17 protein-coding genes and 1 pseudogene are annotated in these 16966 nt (G+C 45.3%); all 18 read left to right on the forward strand.

Annotation, left to right across the window (positions count from 1 at the left end):
- On the forward strand, positions 1-507 hold a 507-nt coding region (locus CK1_RS04565; RefSeq protein WP_306288769.1), incomplete at its 5' end, for a site-specific integrase.
- Between the two features lie 95 nt (positions 508-602).
- Positions 603-830 (forward strand): tyrosine-type recombinase/integrase, encoded by a 228-nt coding sequence (locus CK1_RS04570; RefSeq protein ID WP_306289068.1) that lies wholly within the window; start codon positions 603-605, stop codon positions 828-830.
- Between the two features lie 168 nt (positions 831-998).
- Positions 999-3617: a DNA mismatch repair protein MutS gene (gene mutS, locus CK1_RS04575; RefSeq protein ID WP_015525114.1), complete on the forward strand. Its 2619-nt coding sequence runs from the start codon at positions 999-1001 to the stop codon at positions 3615-3617.
- Positions 3614-4539, forward strand: a pseudogene (mutL, locus tag CK1_RS04580) (DNA mismatch repair endonuclease MutL); the annotation flags it as partial. The gene mutS and the pseudogene mutL, both read left to right, overlap by 4 nt.
- A 90-nt stretch (positions 4540-4629) precedes the next feature.
- Positions 4630-5010 carry a hypothetical protein gene (locus tag CK1_RS17980; protein ID WP_353611272.1) on the forward strand — a complete coding sequence of 127 codons (381 nt, stop codon included), beginning with the start codon at positions 4630-4632 and terminating at the stop codon, positions 5008-5010.
- Positions 5011-5027: 17 nt separating this feature from the next.
- Positions 5028-5762, forward strand: coding sequence for a DNA mismatch repair MutL family protein (locus CK1_RS04585; protein ID WP_306288770.1), 735 nt, complete (start codon positions 5028-5030; stop codon positions 5760-5762).
- Positions 5759-6712: a tRNA (adenosine(37)-N6)-dimethylallyltransferase MiaA gene (gene miaA, locus CK1_RS04590; RefSeq protein WP_015525115.1), complete on the forward strand. Its 954-nt coding sequence runs from the start codon at positions 5759-5761 to the stop codon at positions 6710-6712. The genes CK1_RS04585 and miaA overlap by 4 nt, the downstream gene beginning before the upstream one ends.
- Before the next feature lie 20 nt (positions 6713-6732).
- Positions 6733-8007: a methionine gamma-lyase family protein gene (locus CK1_RS04595; protein ID WP_015525116.1), complete on the forward strand. Its 1275-nt coding sequence runs from the start codon at positions 6733-6735 to the stop codon at positions 8005-8007.
- A gap of 64 nt (positions 8008-8071) precedes the next feature.
- Positions 8072-9010: an aminoacetone oxidase family FAD-binding enzyme gene (locus CK1_RS04600; protein ID WP_015525117.1), complete on the forward strand. Its 939-nt coding sequence runs from the start codon at positions 8072-8074 to the stop codon at positions 9008-9010.
- Between the two features lie 25 nt (positions 9011-9035).
- Positions 9036-9209, forward strand: coding sequence for an NAD(P)/FAD-dependent oxidoreductase (locus CK1_RS17985; RefSeq protein WP_353611123.1), 174 nt, complete (start codon positions 9036-9038; stop codon positions 9207-9209).
- Positions 9206-10090, forward strand: a complete 885-nt coding sequence (locus CK1_RS17990) for an NAD(P)/FAD-dependent oxidoreductase (protein WP_015525118.1) — start codon at positions 9206-9208, stop codon at positions 10088-10090. The genes CK1_RS17985 and CK1_RS17990 overlap by 4 nt, the downstream gene beginning before the upstream one ends.
- Positions 10036-10680: an NAD(P)/FAD-dependent oxidoreductase gene (locus tag CK1_RS17995; protein ID WP_353611124.1), complete on the forward strand. Its 645-nt coding sequence runs from the start codon at positions 10036-10038 to the stop codon at positions 10678-10680. Before CK1_RS17990 ends, CK1_RS17995 begins: the two co-directional genes overlap by 55 nt.
- 230 nt (positions 10681-10910) lie before the next feature.
- Entirely contained in the window at positions 10911-11618 is a 708-nt protein-coding gene (radC, locus tag CK1_RS04610; RefSeq protein WP_015525121.1) for a RadC family protein, read from the forward strand.
- A 16-nt stretch (positions 11619-11634) separates the two neighbouring features.
- Entirely contained in the window at positions 11635-12648 is a 1014-nt protein-coding gene (locus CK1_RS04615) for a rod shape-determining protein (protein WP_015525122.1), read from the forward strand.
- A 13-nt stretch (positions 12649-12661) separates the two neighbouring features.
- Positions 12662-13558: a rod shape-determining protein MreC gene (gene mreC / locus CK1_RS04620; RefSeq protein WP_015525123.1), complete on the forward strand. Its 897-nt coding sequence runs from the start codon at positions 12662-12664 to the stop codon at positions 13556-13558.
- Complete coding sequence (gene mreD / locus CK1_RS18000; protein ID WP_015525124.1) at positions 13548-13772, forward strand: rod shape-determining protein MreD; 225 nt, start codon at positions 13548-13550, stop codon at positions 13770-13772. The genes mreC and mreD overlap by 11 nt, the downstream gene beginning before the upstream one ends.
- A gap of 285 nt (positions 13773-14057) precedes the next feature.
- A complete protein-coding gene (locus CK1_RS04630; protein WP_306288771.1) occupies positions 14058-15389 on the forward strand; it encodes a penicillin-binding protein 2 in 1332 nt (443 codons plus the stop codon).
- A 53-nt stretch (positions 15390-15442) separates the two neighbouring features.
- Positions 15443-16954 carry a penicillin-binding transpeptidase domain-containing protein gene (locus CK1_RS04635; protein ID WP_015525125.1) on the forward strand — a complete coding sequence of 504 codons (1512 nt, stop codon included), beginning with the start codon at positions 15443-15445 and terminating at the stop codon, positions 16952-16954.
- Positions 16955-16966 lie beyond the last annotated feature (12 nt).

Below are 16966 nucleotides of genomic sequence, written 5' to 3' on the forward strand. Positions count from 1 at the left end.
AGTGGAAAAATGATACCCATAGATCCCGTAGCCGATATTAAACTGCCTAAAGAAGAACCGGGTGAAATACCTGATGAGAAGATAATGCAGGAACAAGAAGATGAAAAATGTCTTAGTATATATGACACTCATCGTTTCCTTGAGAGCTGCAAGAATACCCGGTATTATGAACTCTTTTTTATTCTTCTTCATACAGGATTACGTATAGGGGAAGCACTTGCCCTAGAATGGTGTGATCTTGACTTTAAGCATGAAAAGCTTCGTGTATATAAAACCTTAAACAGAGTTACAAAATATTATGATTCGAAAGGAAATGAACTTCCTGAAAGGTATTCTACTATTCAGATTACAACACCAAAGAAAAGTGCCAGCAATAGAAAGGTTCCATTAACGGATGCAGTGATTGCTGCTTTTATGAGCTGGAAGGAAAAACAGGATCGTGATAAAGAAAAACTGGGGAAAAACTGGGGAAAATCAAATATACTTTTAAAAAATATCCCGGTCTGATTTTTACAACATCTTCAGGAAGAAGTTATCTTCCATCATCAGCTCAAACAGAATGCAGGCGGATTGTTGGGATTGTTAATAAACATGAAATTGCTCTGGCAGAAAAAGAGAACAGAGATCCGAATTTAATGGATGTTCATCCTCATATTTTCCGTCATACTTTTGTAACAAGATGCATTCAATCGGGAATGGATGCCGCTACAGTAAAGAAAATAGCTGGACACTCTGATGAAAAAATGACTAATTATTATACACACATTGAAGAAGAACATATAGATGACGAATACGAACTGTATATTCAAAAATACGGAACAGAAACCTGATTTTGCAAATGGAGATAAAATTTTAAAGAGAGGTTTAAATACTTGAGTATAGACAAAAACACTAACGAGGGAAAAAACTATCGTAATAATGTGGTCAAATCAACATTTGGGACTTCTAAAAGCCGCATAAACACTGGGTTTCCGGAGGATATTAGTGTATTATCACCGATGATGAAAGAATACGTAAAGACCAAAGAAGAGTACAGCGACTGTATCCTTTTTTACCGTCTGGGCGATTTTTATGAAATGTTCTTTGATGATGCGCTGACTGCATCCAAGGAACTGGAGATCACACTTACAGGAAAAGACTGCGGATTGGAAGAGAGAGCGCCCATGTGTGGCGTTCCTTTTCATGCTGCGGAAACTTATATCAACCGGCTGATCGAAAAGGGCTATAAGGTTGCCATCTGCGAACAGGTAGAAGATCCGAAAAAAGCCAAGGGTCTTGTTAAACGAGAGGTTGTCCGCATTGTCACGCCGGGAACTACTCTGGATACCATGTCACTGGACGAGTCCAAAAACAATTATCTGATGTCCATCGTCTCCATTGGAGAGCATTTTGGCTGTGCAATTGCAGATATCACAACCGGTGACTGTTTTCTCACAGAACTGGATAAACCTCAGAAGCTTCTGGATGAGATCAATAAATTTACACCTGCAGAGATCATCTGCAATGACGCCTTTCTTTTAAGCGGTGTGGATGTAGCGGATCTGAAGGGGCGTCTTGGAATCTGTGTATTTGCTCTGGATCCCTGGTACTTTGACGACCAGCTGTGCCAGAAAACCCTGAAAGAGCATTTTCACGTCGGAAATCTGGAAGGTCTCGGGATCGGAGATTATGACAGCGGGATCATTGCTTCCGGTGCACTGTTCCTGTATCTGAAGGAAACACAGAAAACAGCACTTTCCCATATGGCAAGCATCCGCCCTTACTCTGCTGAAAAATATATGCTCATCGACAGCTCCAGCCGTCGTAACCTGGAGCTTGTGGAAACCATGCGCGAAAAGCAGAAAAGAGGTTCTCTTCTCTGGGTTCTGGATAAAACCAAAACTGCCATGGGTGCAAGAACCCTTCGTTCTTATGTGGAGCAGCCTCTGATCGATGCAGAGGAAATCGAAAAGAGACTTGGTGCCCTGGAAGAACTGAACGCAAAACCTATGGATCGTGATGAGATCCGGGAATACTTAAATCCGATCTACGATCTGGAACGTCTGATAAGCCGTATCAGCTATAAATCTGCCAACCCAAGAGATCTGGTTTCCTTTGCCTCTTCCCTGGAAATGCTGCCTTATATAAAGCAGATCCTTGCAGAATTTAAATCTCCGCTGCTTATGCAGATCAACGAAGACATGGATCCATTGTCAGACATTACCGATCTGATCCGTAATTCCATTGCTGATGATCCGCCCCTTGCCCAAAAGGACGGCGGTATCATTCGGGAAGGTTATAACGAAGATGTGGATAAATTCCGCCGCTCCCGGACAGATGGAAAGAAGTGGTTATCTGAATTGGAAGCAAGAGAGCGGGAACGTACCGGTATTAAGAGCCTGAAGATCAAATATAACCGTGTATTCGGCTATTCCCTGGAAGTTACCAACACCTTCAAGGATCTCGTGCCGGAGGACTATATCCGCAAACAGACCCTTACCAACGCAGAGCGTTACATCACCCAGGAGCTGAAGGATCTGGAGGATCTGATCCTTGGAGCAGAAGATAAGCTTTATGCATTAGAATTTGAACTGTTTTCAGATATCCGTGATCAGGTTGGAGCTGAGGTTGTCCGTATCCAGCGTACTGCAAAGGCAGTAGCTGCTCTGGATGTTTTTGCTTCCCTTGCACTGGTTGCACAGAGGAATAACTTTGTCCGGCCCAAGATCAATGAGACCGGCCTCATTGATATCCGAAATGGCCGCCACCCGGTTGTGGAACAGATGATTGAAAACGATATGTTCATTCCAAATGATACGTATCTTGACAACCACAAAAAACGTATCTCCATTATCACAGGACCGAACATGGCCGGAAAATCCACATACATGCGCCAGACAGCATTGATCGTACTGATGGCACAGATCGGAAGCTTTGTTCCTGCGGACAGTGCGAATATCGGTGTGGTTGACCGGATCTTCACCCGTGTGGGAGCATCCGATGACCTTGCAAGCGGACAGAGTACCTTTATGGTGGAGATGACAGAGGTTGCCAACATTCTTCGTAATGCCACTTCCCGAAGTCTTCTGATCCTGGATGAGATCGGACGTGGAACTAGTACCTTTGACGGCCTTTCCATTGCCTGGGCAGTGATCGAACACATCAGCAACACCAAACTCTGCGGCGCCAAGACCTTATTTGCGACCCATTATCACGAGCTTACCGAACTGGAAGGCAAGCTTTCCGGTGTCAACAACTACTGTATCGCTGTCAAGGAAAAAGGCGACGATATCGTATTCCTGCGTAAGATCGTAAAAGGCGGAGCAGATAAAAGCTATGGTATCCAGGTAGCCAAGCTTGCCGGTGTTCCGGATTCCGTGATCCAGCGTGCCAAGGAACTGGTAGAGGAGCTCAGTGATGCAGATATCACTGCAGCTGTAAAAGATCTAACTGCTCCAAAGAAAAAGCAGAAGATCACCTATGATCAGTTAGATATGGCACAGATGTCACTGTTTGACACGGTACAGGACAATGATATCATTGAAGAGATCAAAAACCTGGAGATCGGGAATCTGACACCAATGGAAGCTTTGAACATTCTCTATAACCTGCAGAACAAAATTAAGAACCGGTGGTGAGACCCTTGAAAAAAATTGCAGTTTTAGACCAGAATACCATTGATAAGATCGCAGCAGGAGAGGTCGTAGAGCGCCCCTCCTCTGTTGTAAAAGAGCTTGTGGAAAATGCCATTGACGCAGGTGCTACCGCTATTACTGTAGAGATCACAGACGGCGGAAAAAAGCTGATCCGTATCACGGACAATGGCTCCGGAATGGATGCAGAGCAGGTTCCGCTTGCTTTTCTCCGCCATGCCACAAGTAAAATTGAAAAAGTAGAAGACCTGACCCACATTGCCTCTCTTGGCTTCCGTGGTGAAGCACTTTCCAGTATTGCCGCCGTCTCCCAGGTGGAGCTGATCACAAAGACTCCTTCCGGGATCAGCGGTACCCGCTATGTGATCGAAGGTGGAAAAGAACAGTCTTTGGAGGAGATGGGCGCACCGGAGGGAACCACCTTCCTGATCCGGAACCTTTTTTACAACACACCTGCAAGAAGCAAATTTCTGAAATCCGACATGACAGAAGCCGGTTACATCAATACGCTGATGGAACAGCTGGCGCTTTCCCATCCGGAAATTTCCTTTAAATATATCCAGAATCGTCAGGTGAAACTTTCCAGTTCCGGAAATTACAGCGTAAAGGATGTGATCTACAGCGTTTACGGACGGGAGATCGCCAAAGCACTTCTGGAAGTCTCCTATGAAAATGATTTTATGAAGATCGAAGGCTTTGTGGGAAAACCGGAGATTTCCAGAGGAAACCGCACTTTTGAGAATTATTATATCAATGGCCGGTATGTAAAAACAAGATCATTACCAAGGCTATTGAGGATGGGTATAAAGGACTGGTCATGCAGCATAAATTTCCATTTGTTTCCCTTCGGATCGAAATGGATGGTAATGACCTGGACGTTAATGTACATCCGGCAAAAAGAGAAGTGCGTTTTGCCAGAGAAACCGAAGTTTATACGGCTATCTATGAAACTGTTCGTAAGGTACTGACTCACAGAGAACTAATCCCGCAGGTATCTGTGGGAAAAGACGAACCGACATCTCACAACGAGCAGATGAAGCCAGGAAATGTTCCGGAACCTTTCGAGGTAAAAAGACGGCAGGAGATGTACGGACACCAGAACCGGACGGCGAATATAGCTTCCCATATTGCACCGACAGCTTCTGAAGTACGTACAGCGCCGGTTTCATCGATACCTTATAATAAGTTGACAAATAGTACAGCCTCCTATGGCTCAGCTGAAACAGCTCACAGTTCTTCAGATTCTTTTACAGATAAATACAGGCATATGGGTTCTCTGCGGGAAAATCCCGTATATAGATCTCAGCCCTTTACAAAAGAAGAAGAGGAAATGTTTTCCGGCACACTGAAGGACGGAAAAAAGAGACTTCCGCTGTAGAAACAGCGGATCCAGAAGTGATATCTGAAAAACCTGCCGAATCGACATCTCCTGAGATAAACAACGAGCCGATCAAATCCCTGGAACAGGAAACGCCAAAACAGCTGGAACTTTTCGAAGAACGGCTTCTTGCCCCGGAATCCAGAAGCCGCCACAGGCTGATCGGACAGCTGTTTGACACCTACTGGCTGGTACAGTTCGAAGATAATTTTTATATCATTGACCAGCATGCGGCCCATGAAAAAGTATATTATGAGCGGTTCGTAAAGCTGTTCCAGTCTCAGAACATCCAGTCTCAGTACGTAAGCCCTCCGCTGATCGTTTCACTCAGCCTTGAGGAAGAAAACCTGTTAAAAGCAAACGAAAAATATTTTCGGGATTTCGGTTTTGAGATCGAACCTTTTGGGGGAAGAGAGTACAGTATCAGTGCGGTGCCATCCAGTCTTCTGGGAATGACAGAGGAAGAGCTGTTTCTGGAAATGCTGGACCATCTCACTGCAGACGGCTCCAAAGATGCATTTGAACTGTTTACCGCAAGGCTTGCAACTATGGCCTGCAAAGCTGCTGTAAAAGGCAATCATTCCATGTCACCCCAGGAAGCCGACAAGCTGATCGATGAACTTCTGACACTGGAAAATCCTTATAACTGTCCTCATGGAAGGCCAACCATCATTGCCATGAGTAAGACAGAGATTAGAAAAAATTTAAACGTATCGTGTAAGATACCTATCATAAACGGAGAAAATCTATGAAAAAACCTCTTATCGTCCTTACCGGACCTACTGCCGTGGGAAAAACAAAACTTTCCATTGCCCTTGCAAAAGCAGTAAACGGAGAGATCATCTCCGCAGATTCCATGCAGGTTTACCGCCATATGGATATTGGTTCCGCCAAGATCACACCGGAAGAAATGGATGGCGTCCCTCATCATCTGGTGGATGTGTTGGAGCCCACAGAAGATTTTAATATTGTCCTTTTCCAGCAGATGGCAAAAGAAGCCATGGAAAAAATTTATGATAAAGGCCGGATCCCGATCCTGGTAGGCGGCACGGGATTTTATATTCAGGCCGTAACCAGAGATATTGATTTTACCAGTTCCAACCAGGATGACCATTACCGCAGGGAGCTGGAAGAGCTGGCAGAACAAAAAGGCCCTTCATTTCTTCATGATATGCTTGCACAGGTTGATCCCAAGTCAGCCCAGGACATCCATGAGAACAATGTCAAGCGAGTGATACGCGCCCTGGAATTTTATAAACAGAACGGTACCAGGATCTCCGAACATAATGAAGAGCAGAAAGAACATACCAGCCCCTATGCCCTGGCATACTTTGTCCTGAACGCACCCCGTCCCCTTCTCTACGAACGCATAGACACAAGAGTGGATGAGATGTTGAAAAACGGGCTTGTAGAAGAAGTAAAAAAGCTCCGGGAAATGGGCTGCCACAGAGGAATGGTTTCGATGCAGGGACTGGGCTATAAAGAAATCCTGGACTGGATGGACGGAGAATACCCTTACGAGGAAGCCGTTCGCATCCTGAAACGTGACACCAGACATTTCGCCAAACGCCAGCTTACCTGGTTCCGCAGAGAAGACGAAGTAACCTGGGTAGATAAAGATAACTTTGATTACGATGACAGCAGGATCCTTTCCTACATGCTTTCTGTATGCAGGGAAAAGGGAATCCTTCCTGCCAAATAAAATAAAAAGGAAAAATGATCATGAAAGAATTATATGCACAGCTTGGAATCTCTTCTGCAGTTTACGATTTCGGTAAATCTGTGGAAGATTCCCTGAAAGAACGTTTTGAGAAATTTGATAAGACTGCAGAATACAACCAGATGAAGGTTATCCGCGCCATGCAGAAGAACCGTGTCAGTGAGGCTTGTTTCGGAGCTTCTTCCGGTTATGGCTACAACGACCTTGGCCGCGAGACTCTGGAGCAGGTCTATGCCGATACCTTCCACACAGAAGCCTGCCTGGTACGCCCGCAGATCACCTGTGGAACTCATGCACTTGCCATTGCTCTCTTCGGAAACCTGCGCCCCGGTGACGAGCTTCTTTCCCCTGTAGGAAAGCCTTACGATACCCTGGAAGAAGTGATCGGTATCCGCCCGTCCAATGGTTCCCTTGCGGAATATGGCGTAAAATATCGTCAGGTGGATCTTCTCGAGGATGGTACCTTTGATTATGAAAACATCAGAAAAGCAGTCAATGAAAAAACAAAGCTGGTAACCATCCAGCGTTCCAAAGGCTATCAGACCCGTCCTTCTTTCTCCGTAAAACAGATCGGTGAGCTGATCTCTTTTGTAAAAAAGATCAAGCCGGATGTGATCTGCATGGTAGATAACTGCTACGGAGAATTCGTAGATACCATCGAGCCCAGTGATGTAGGTGCAGATATCATGGTCGGCTCCCTGATCAAAAATCCAGGTGGCGGCCTTGCTCCTATCGGTGGTTATATCGCAGGAAGAAAAGACTGTGTGGAAAATGCTTCCTACCGTATGACCTGCCCGGGACTGGGCATGGAAGTCGGTGCAACTCTTGGTGTAAACCGTTCTCTGTATCAGGGATTTTTCCTTGCACCGATGATCACCAAAGGAGCTTTAAAGGGCGCTGTTTTTGCAGCGAACATTTACGAAAAGCTTGGTTTCCCGGTAGTTCCCAACAGCACAGAGCCACGTCAGGATATCATCCAGGCAGTCACTCTCGGAACACCGGAGGGTCTTGTAGCATTCTGCCAGGGTATCCAGGCTGCTGCACCGGTAGACAGCTTTGTAACACCGGAGCCGTGGGATATGCCGGGATATGACAGCCAGGTGATCATGGCAGCAGGTGCTTTCATCCAGGGTTCTTCCATCGAGCTTTCTGCCGATGGTCCTATGAAACCGCCTTATGCAGTTTATTTCCAGGGTGGTCTCACCTGGGAGCATGCAAAGCTGGGAATCCTGAAATCTCTTCAGTATATGGTTGATAAGGAACTTGTGAGATTATGAAAAAATCCGAAGGACCGGACTTAAAAAACAGATCTTTGTCATAGGAGCCGGTGCTTCCGGTCTTATGGCAGCTATTCAGGCTGCTGTATACGGAGCTGCAGTTACGGTTCTGGAACAAAATGACCGTCCCGGCAGAAAAATCTGTGCTACGGGAAACGGCCGTTGTAATATGACGAACCTGAATCAGGATGAAAACGCTTACCGGGGATCTCATCCTGAATTTGCCATGGATGCCCTAGCACAGTTTCCTGTGGAAAAAACTCTGAAATTCTTTCAGGAACTGGGAATCTGTACCACAGACCGCAGCGGATGGATCTATCCCCGAAGCAACCAGGCACAGAGTGTGGTAGATGTTCTTGTCATGAAGGCACGCAGCCTGAAGGTAAAGCTGAAAACCAATCAGACCGTTACCGGCGTGTCTTTTGCAGACGGACAATGGAAGATCCATACGGACGGATGGACCTACAGTGGTGATGCGGTGATCCTTGCAAATGGTTCCCGTGCGTCTTCCGTTGCAGGTTCCTGCGAAAGCGGATATGAAATTGCAAAAAGTCTCGGACATCATCTGATTGAACCCCTTCCCGCACTGACAGCTCTGAAATGTAAGGGAAATTCTTTTTCCGGCTGGAGTGGTGTACGGACAGAAGGGAAGATAACACTTTATATAGACGACACACCGACAGTCTCCCAGCAAGGAGAGCTGCAGCTTACCGATTACGGTGTATCCGGGATCCCGGTATTCCAGATTTCCCGCTATGCTATCCGTGCCGTCCATGAAAACAAAAATGTGGAGCTTTCCATAAATTTTTTTCCGGAACTGAACCGGAAAGAGCTGAAAGAATACCTGGAGCACAGAAAAGCAGCCTGTCCTTACAAAACAGAAAAAGAACTTCTCATCGGACTTTTTCCTGAAAAACTGATCCGTGTTTTATGTGCACAGAAGGATCTTATCCGCGGGATCACCGATTTTCGTCTCCCGGTAAAAAAACGGCCTTTCCTTTGAACAGGCACAGGTTTGTTCCGGTGGAGTGGATACGTCTGAAGTTCACAGCAAAACCATGGAGTCCAGGCTTCATAAAGGTCTTTATTTTGCCGGAGAGCTCCTTGACATTGACGGTACCTGCGGAGGTTATAACCTGCAGTGGGCGTGGTCAAGCGGAGCTGCCGCCGGTATCTGGGCAGCAAAGGAGGAAGAAAAATGATCCGGATCACACAGCTGAAGCTTCCCATCACTCATACAGAAGAGCAGCTTCACCGAAAAATAGCAAAAATGCTTCGTCTTGGAAATCAGCCGTTCACCTATGAGATCCGAAAACAATCTCTGGATGCCCGGCACAAAGAGGACAAAAAATTTGTCTACACTGTAGATATTAAACTGGATAACGAATCCCGTGTTCTCAAAAAGATTCACGATAAAAATATTATGTTAACCTCCGAGAAAAAATATCATTTCCCCTCATCTGGCTCTGAAACTCTGTCCCATCGTCCTATAGTGATCGGAAGCGGACCTGCAGGATTATTCTGTGCCTGGTACCTGGCCAAAGCCGGGTACTGTCCACTGGTACTGGAACGGGGAGAAGAAGCAGACAAACGCCAGGAAACCGTGGAAAATTTCTGGAAAAACGGCATCCTGGATCCGGATTCCAATGTACAGTTCGGAGAGGGCGGTGCAGGGACTTTTTCCGATGGAAAGCTGAATACTCTGGTAAAAGATACTTTTGGAAGAGGAAGGGAAGTTCTTTCCCGATTTGTGGAGGCAGGAGCTCCCTCTGAGATCCTTTACCAGCAAAAGCCTCATCTTGGCACAGATCAGCTTGTAGGTATCGTTCAGTTTATGCGTCATCAGATTGAAGAAATGGGCGGGGAATTCCGTTTTCGTTCCACAGTAACTGATCTGATGATCCGTGACCGGAAGCTTACTGCAGTCATTGTCAATGCAAAAGAGGAAATACCGGCAGAAATCTGCATTCTTGCTCCCGGCCACAGCGCCAGAGATACGTTTGCCATGCTGGAAAACACAATATTAACATGGAGCCGAAATCTTTTGCAGTGGGGGTACGTGTGGAACATCCGCAGACTATGATCAACCAGGATCTTTACGGGGAACCGGAAAACGACCGTCTGGGTGCATCCAGCTACAAGGTTACCCATACACTGGAAAACGGACGTGGCGTTTATTCTTTCTGTATGTGTCCCGGCGGATATGTTGTAAATGCATCTTCTGAAGAAGGTATGCTTGCAGTGAATGGTATGAGCTATCAGGCACGTGACAGCCATAATGCCAACAGTGCTATCATCGTTACGGTAAACCCTTCTGATTTTCCTGAAGAGGGAGTTCTCGGCGGAATCGCTCTGCAGCGAAAACTGGAGCGCGCTGCCTGGGAAGCCGGAAAAGGAAAAATTCCGGTACAGCTTTTCAAAGATTACTGTACCCATCAGAAAAGTACCAGGCTTGGAGATGTGATCCCCTGTATCAAAGGAGCTTATACACTTACCGATGTCCGCAGTATTTTCCCGAAAGAGATCGGCGATTCCATTGAAGCAGGAATCCATGCTTTTGGAAAAAAGCTTTCCGGTTTTGACCGACCGGATGCATTGCTGGAAGGAGTAGAAAGCCGTACCTCTTCTCCTGTACGGATCGTTCGGGAACCGAAAAGCTCACTTCCAATATAGAAGGGATCTACCCCTGCGGAGAGGGCGCCGGTTACGCCGGAGGCATTACATCCGCAGCGATGGACGGGATCAAGGTGGCAGAAGCAGTCGCTTCTGTTTATGCCCTGCCTGTAAACAAAATGTGAAAAAAGTGGAAATTTCCGGGATAGAGTGTACATCCCTGCTTTTTTATGCTAAAATAACTTCTGCAATTTTGCATCCCCTTCTTCGAGAGCGAAAAGGGAAATCATATGAAAGATACTATAATGGAAATGCCAGATTATCAGCGTCCGTATGAAAAATGTCTGCGGGAGGGAGAACAGTCCTTAAGCGATCGAGAGCTTCTTGCCGTGATCCTGCGCTGTGGCGTACAGGGATCCAGTTCCCTGACTCTGGCAAATAAAATCCTGAATTTATCGAAACAGACCGGATACAGTGGCCTGCTTGGACTGTTTCATATTTCCATGCAGGAACTGATGAAGATCCATGGGATCGGTAAGGTAAAAGCCATACAGCTGAAATGTATCGGGGAACTTTCCAAGCGTATGGCAACCGCAGCTGCAAAACCGGAATTGTCTTTTCACCATCCGGTAACCATTGCGAAATATTATATGGAGCGGCTCCGGCATGAAGAGCAGGAATTGCTTTACTGCATGATGCTGGACGGACATAACCATTTGTCGGGGGAACAGCTTTTAAGCCGCGGTACAGTCAATGCCACACTGATCACACCAAGAGAAGTCTTTGTAGAAGCTGTAAAGTATCGGGCGGTGAACCTGATCCTGGTCCACAATCATCCGGGTGGTGATCCCTCCCCCAGTCAGGCTGATCTGGATGTTACGGAACGGATCTACCATTGCGGTGAACTCCTCGGCATCCATCTTCTGGATCATATCATCATCGGTGATCACAGGTATGTCAGTTTCCGCGAAAAAGGGATTTTTGATGAATATACTTAAGTGAAGGGACAGATTTATGCTTTTTAGAAATAATTACGGAGTAGACCTTGGAAGCAGCTCTGTAAAAGTCTATTCATTTTTCAGAAACAAAAGTTACATAGAAAAGAACATGGTAGCCTACAGAGGACGCCGGATCCTTGCCATAGGGAACGAAGCTTATGAAATGTTTGAAAAATCACCTGCAGATATTTCCGTAAATTCTCCTATGGCTTTCGGTATGCTGGCAAATCTGGAATTGCAGGAGATCGTCCTTTACAGCATGATAAAAAAAATCGATCATACATCCGGTCTCGGAGCAGACATGTATTTCTCCGTACCACTTGATATGACTGCTATCGAAAAGAGGGCATATTATCATCTGGTCAATGGTCACTGGCTGCGGAAAAACCGTGTTTTTATGGTGGAGGCCCCTATTGCAGATGCCATTGCCATGGGAATCGACCCTGAAAAGAATCAGGGCAGCATGATCGTAAACATCGGTGCACAGAGTACAGAGTTTTCCATCATAACCGACGGCAAGATCATCATCAGCCGTAAGATCCCCATCGGAGGCAGACAGATGAACGAATCTATCTGCAGCGAGATCCGAAAACATTATAATCTTCAGATTGGAACACGAACTGCAAAACGTCTGAAAGTAGTTATGGGAAGACTGAATGATCAGAAAAAAGAAGCCCGAAAAGTAGTCGGAATCGACAGTATTTCCGGACTTCCACGAGAAGAAGTTATTTCTGCCTACGTTGTTAATGAAGGGATCGCCAACTGTGTGAACCAGATCGCAGCAGAGATGAAATCTTTTCTGGAACGTACCCCGCCACAGATCGCTTATCATATCGCAAAAGAGGGCATTTATCTGACCGGCGGCAGTACACGGCTTCCTTATATAGATAACTATCTGGCTAGCTATACAGGATTTGCCTTTAATCTTTCTGATCTGTATGAAACTTCTGCAGCATACGGCCTGGAAAAGATCATCCGCGACAGAAACCTGCGCAAATGGGCCCAGCCGGTAAAGCAGAAAAAACTGTAAAGGGGCATATATAATGAAAAACATCCGAAAAAAAGTGCGTTTTCATTTTAATTTAAAAAGTAAACATCTTCTGGTAATCATGACACTTTTCTGTGGAAGCTGCATTGTAGCTACAGCAGCCTCCGGAACCTCTTCCGCACCACTTCAGGAAGCAGCCGGTTTTCTTATCGTTCCCTTTGAAAAGGGGATCGCCGGTGTCAGCGATATATTTGGAAATGTAAAAAACAATCTTCGTGATAAACAGGACGTGCTTCAGGAAAACGAAGAGCTGAAAAGTCAGATCAACAGTCTTACGGAACAGAATAACATCCTGATCCAGGACCAGACAGAGCTCACACGCCTGAAGGAACTTTACGATCTTGATCAGGAATATACCGACTATCCCAAGGTTGCCGCAAGGATAATCTCCAAAGATCCCGGAAACTGGTATGATACCTTTATGATCAACAAAGGCAGTAATAACGGGATCCGGGTTGATAACAACGTGATCGCCGGAAAGGGTCTTGTGGGTATCGTTACAGAAGTGGGACCTTCCTGGGCTACTGTCCGTTCCATCATCGATGACAGCAGCAATGTCAGTGCCATGGCAGTCAGTACTTCCGACAACTGCGTTGTCACTGGAGATCTGAAACTGATCGATGAAGGCAAATTAAGCTTTGAGCAGCTTTACGATCAGGATAACAAGGTAACAGTCGGAGAACGTATTGTCACCTCGAACATCAGTGAAAAATATGTGGAAGGACTGTTTATTGGTTATGTCAGTGAGATCCAGCAGGATCCCAATAACCTGACAAAAACAGGTACGATCGTTACACCGGTTGATTTCGGTCATCTGAAAGATGTATTTGTGATCACCACCAATAAACAGGACGCGATAGACAAATCGGAGGATGCGTCCAATGAAAAATAGGATTATATTATTTATCACTATCATTGTCTGTTTTCTCCTTCAGTGCACAGTAATGGACCGTATTTCCATTGGATCCATCACTCCAAATCTGCTTTTGATTCTGTGTGTATCCATGGGACTTATGCGTGGAAGAAAAGTCGGTCTGTGGACTGGATTTTTTCCGGGCTTTTTGTCGATCTCTTTTATGGATCATTGTTTGGATTTTATGCACTGATCTATATGTATATAGGTTTTATCAGCGGCTATGCATTCCGTAGTTTTTATGATGATGATCTGAAAGTTCCGCTTTTCTTGTAGCAGGAACAGATCTTCTTTATAATCTGGCTGTGTATGGCCTCCAGTTTCTGCTCAGAGGCCGTCTTGGATTCTGGACCTACATATACAGGATCATTATCCCCGAGATTGTATATACGGTTTTTCTCACCATCATCGTATACCGGGTATTTTACTGGATCAACTACCACTTAATGGATACTGTAAGGAAAGAAAGTGAGTCTATTTGGGAATTAAAATAAAAAAAATCATTAAAAAAATCCGTTTGAAACGTACTACAGTTCTTGTGATCGTATTTATTTTTCTGTCATCTGTCCTGGTCCGGCAGCTTTTCAGTCTGCAGATCATACAGGGAGAGGATTACATCAGTAAATTTCAGACACGTACTACCAAAACACGCGTGATCAAAAGCACCCGTGGTAATATTTATGACCGTAACGGCACAGTTGTCGCCTCCAATGTACTTGCATATTCTGTCACATTCGAAGATAGCGGTACATACAACAGCACCAGAGAAAAGAATCTGACTCTGAACGGTATCGCCTACCAGGTATTACAGATCCTTTCCAAAAACGGGGACAGCTTATCTGATAATTTTCATATTACCGTCAATGATCATGGCGACTATGCTTTTGATGTAGATGAAGGATTTACTCTTAACCGTTTCCGTGCGGATATTTACGGAGAAGCACAGATTGATGATCTCAGTGATGAGCAGAAAAACGCAACCGCAGCTCAGATCATGGATCATCTTACCGGAAGCAGCGGATTTTCTATCGTTCTTTACGGAAAAGATGCCTACACCCCGGAAGAACTTGCCGCACATTCTCTTCCGGAAGAGCTTACCAAACAGGAAATCCTCGAAATTGCGATCATGCGCTATCAGCTGAACACCAACAGTTTCAAGAAATATATGCCGGTGACCATTGCAACAAATGTCAGTGAAAAATCTGTGGCAGCCATAAAAGAAAATCAGGCCGCTCTCCAGGGTATTGACATTGTAGAAGATTCCACCAGAAAATATGTGGACGATGAGAGTATGGCGCCGATCCTCGGTTACACAGGCCAGGCCTCTTCTGAAGAACTGGAAACCCTTCGTAAGGATAATCCTGATTATTCCAATGATGCGGTTGTTGGAAAAGCCGGGATCGAACAGTATATGGAGCTTGAACTTCAGGGAAAAGATGGAGAAGAAACGGTCACAGTTGATAATCTTGGTAAAGTCCTTGATATCGACAATTCCAAAACTGTTGATCCTGTGGCCGGAAACGATGTTTATCTGACCATTGATTCCGACTGGCAGAAGAGTATTTACCAGATCCTGGAACAGCGTGTTGCCGGTATTGTCCTCTCTAAACTGACACCAAATAAAAGCTTTGATTATGAAGCAGAGAAAGATGCAAGTAAGATCACCATCCCAATCTATGATGTATACAATGCACTGATTGCAAACAGTGTGATCGATATCAATAAATTCAGCGATGCAGATGCTTCCGATACAGAAAAAATTTATACGCCAAATTTCAGCAAAAACAGCAACAGGTTTTTGATACAATAAGTAACAGGCTGACAGGTGACAATCCTCCAGCCTATAAGGATGAAGATACGCAGATGCAGGAATATCTTACCTATATCTGTGATGATCTTCTTACCAATACCCTGAAGGTACTGAAAAGTGATTCCATTGATACCTCAGATGAAACATACAAAGCCTGGAAAAATGACCAGAGTATCAGTCTGAAGGATTATCTGAACTATGCTGCCAGTCAGAACTGGATCGATATTTCCCAGATCTCAACCTCCGGAGAATATCTGGATTCTGAAGAGATCTATCAGGCTCTTACCGCCTATATCATTGATTACCTGAAGACAGATACAGGCTTTTCAAAGCTTCTGTATAAATATATGCTTCAGGAAGACACCATCAGTGGAGAAGAGCTGTGTCTTGTTCTCTATGAACAGGGCGTTCTTTCAAAAGAAGACGAACTGTATCAGACAATGGCCTCCGGTGGTCTTGATGCCTACACCTTCATGTATCGCAAGATCGCAAATCTTGAGATCACACCGGCCCAGCTTGCGTTGGCTCCGTGCTCTGCATCTGCGGTGATCACAGATACTACAACCGGAAATGTTCTCGCATGTGTTTCCTATCCGGGATATGATAATAATCGTCTGACCAACAATATGGACACCGATTATTATGCAAAGCTTTCCACAGATCTTTCCAGCCCGTTCTTCAACAAGGCAACACAGCAGAAGACGGCTCCAGGATCTACCTTAAAGATCTTATCTACTGTTGCCGGCATGTCTGAGGGCGTAATAGATGATGGCACATATATTGAATGTACAGGAAGCTTTGACCTTGTAACACCTCCGATCAACTGCTGGAATAAACAGGGCCACGGTTCTCTCGATATCCGTGAAGCCATTGAGCAGTCCTGTAACGTATTTTTCACTACGATTGGTTTCGAACTTGGTAAAGATTCCGAAGGTAATTTTTCTGAAGCCAGAAGTCTTGGAATACTTCAGAAATATGCTTCCCTCATGGGATTGGATCAGAAAACCGGCATTGAAATTTCCGAGGCTTCTCCGCAGGTTTCTGACAAGAACGCCGTCCCTTCCTATATTGGACAGGGTACCAATGCGTTTACGACCAGCCAGCTTGCACGTTATGCGTCAACGATCGCCACTTCCGGTACGATCTATAAACTTTCCCTTCTGGACCGTGTGACGGATTCCAAAGGAAAACTTATAAAGGAATATCCTTCCGAAACAACTGGACAGCTGGATCTTTCCAGCAATATCTGGGATGACATCCATGACGGTATGTATCGTGTGGTGCAGACTCATGATCAGTTTAACGGACTTGGAGTTGAAGCAGCAGGAAAAACCGGTACTGCCGAGATTGACTATTATCATCCGAACAATGCACTTTTTATCGGATATGCGCCTGTTTCTGATCCCAAGTACGCAATATCTGTTCGAATCGCAAACGGATATGCATCCGGTAATGCCTGCCTTGCAGCTAATGATATCTTTAAATACATTTTCGGACTTGCAGATGAAAGCACCATTCTCACTGGCTATGCAGCAAGCGATACCAGTAATGTATCGAATGACTAAACAAACTTTATG

This window comes from Ruminococcus sp. SR1/5, from assembly GCF_000209835.1.
Lineage (GTDB): Bacteria > Bacillota > Clostridia > Lachnospirales > Lachnospiraceae > Blautia_A > Blautia_A fusiformis.

What these genes read in the sequence shown, in the direction of transcription:
- mutS (WP_015525114.1), top strand. Translation starts at nt 999, where the DNA reads ATGATGAAAGAATACGTAAAGACCAAAGAAGAGTACAGCGACTGTATC.
- miaA (WP_015525115.1), top strand. Translation starts at nt 5,759, where the DNA reads ATGAAAAAACCTCTTATCGTCCTTACCGGACCTACTGCCGTGGGAAAA.
- CK1_RS04595 (WP_015525116.1), top strand. Translation starts at nt 6,733, where the DNA reads ATGAAAGAATTATATGCACAGCTTGGAATCTCTTCTGCAGTTTACGAT.
- CK1_RS04600 (WP_015525117.1), top strand. Translation starts at nt 8,072, where the DNA reads ATGGCAGCTATTCAGGCTGCTGTATACGGAGCTGCAGTTACGGTTCTG.
- CK1_RS17990 (WP_015525118.1), top strand. Translation starts at nt 9,206, where the DNA reads ATGATCCGGATCACACAGCTGAAGCTTCCCATCACTCATACAGAAGAG.
- CK1_RS17995 (WP_353611124.1), top strand. Translation starts at nt 10,036, where the DNA reads ATGGAGCCGAAATCTTTTGCAGTGGGGGTACGTGTGGAACATCCGCAG.
- radC (WP_015525121.1), top strand. Translation starts at nt 10,911, where the DNA reads ATGAAAGATACTATAATGGAAATGCCAGATTATCAGCGTCCGTATGAA.
- CK1_RS04615 (WP_015525122.1), top strand. Translation starts at nt 11,635, where the DNA reads ATGCTTTTTAGAAATAATTACGGAGTAGACCTTGGAAGCAGCTCTGTA.
- mreC (WP_015525123.1), top strand. Translation starts at nt 12,662, where the DNA reads ATGAAAAACATCCGAAAAAAAGTGCGTTTTCATTTTAATTTAAAAAGT.
- mreD (WP_015525124.1), top strand. Translation starts at nt 13,548, where the DNA reads ATGAAAAATAGGATTATATTATTTATCACTATCATTGTCTGTTTTCTC.
- CK1_RS04635 (WP_015525125.1), top strand. Translation starts at nt 15,443, where the DNA reads ATGCAGGAATATCTTACCTATATCTGTGATGATCTTCTTACCAATACC.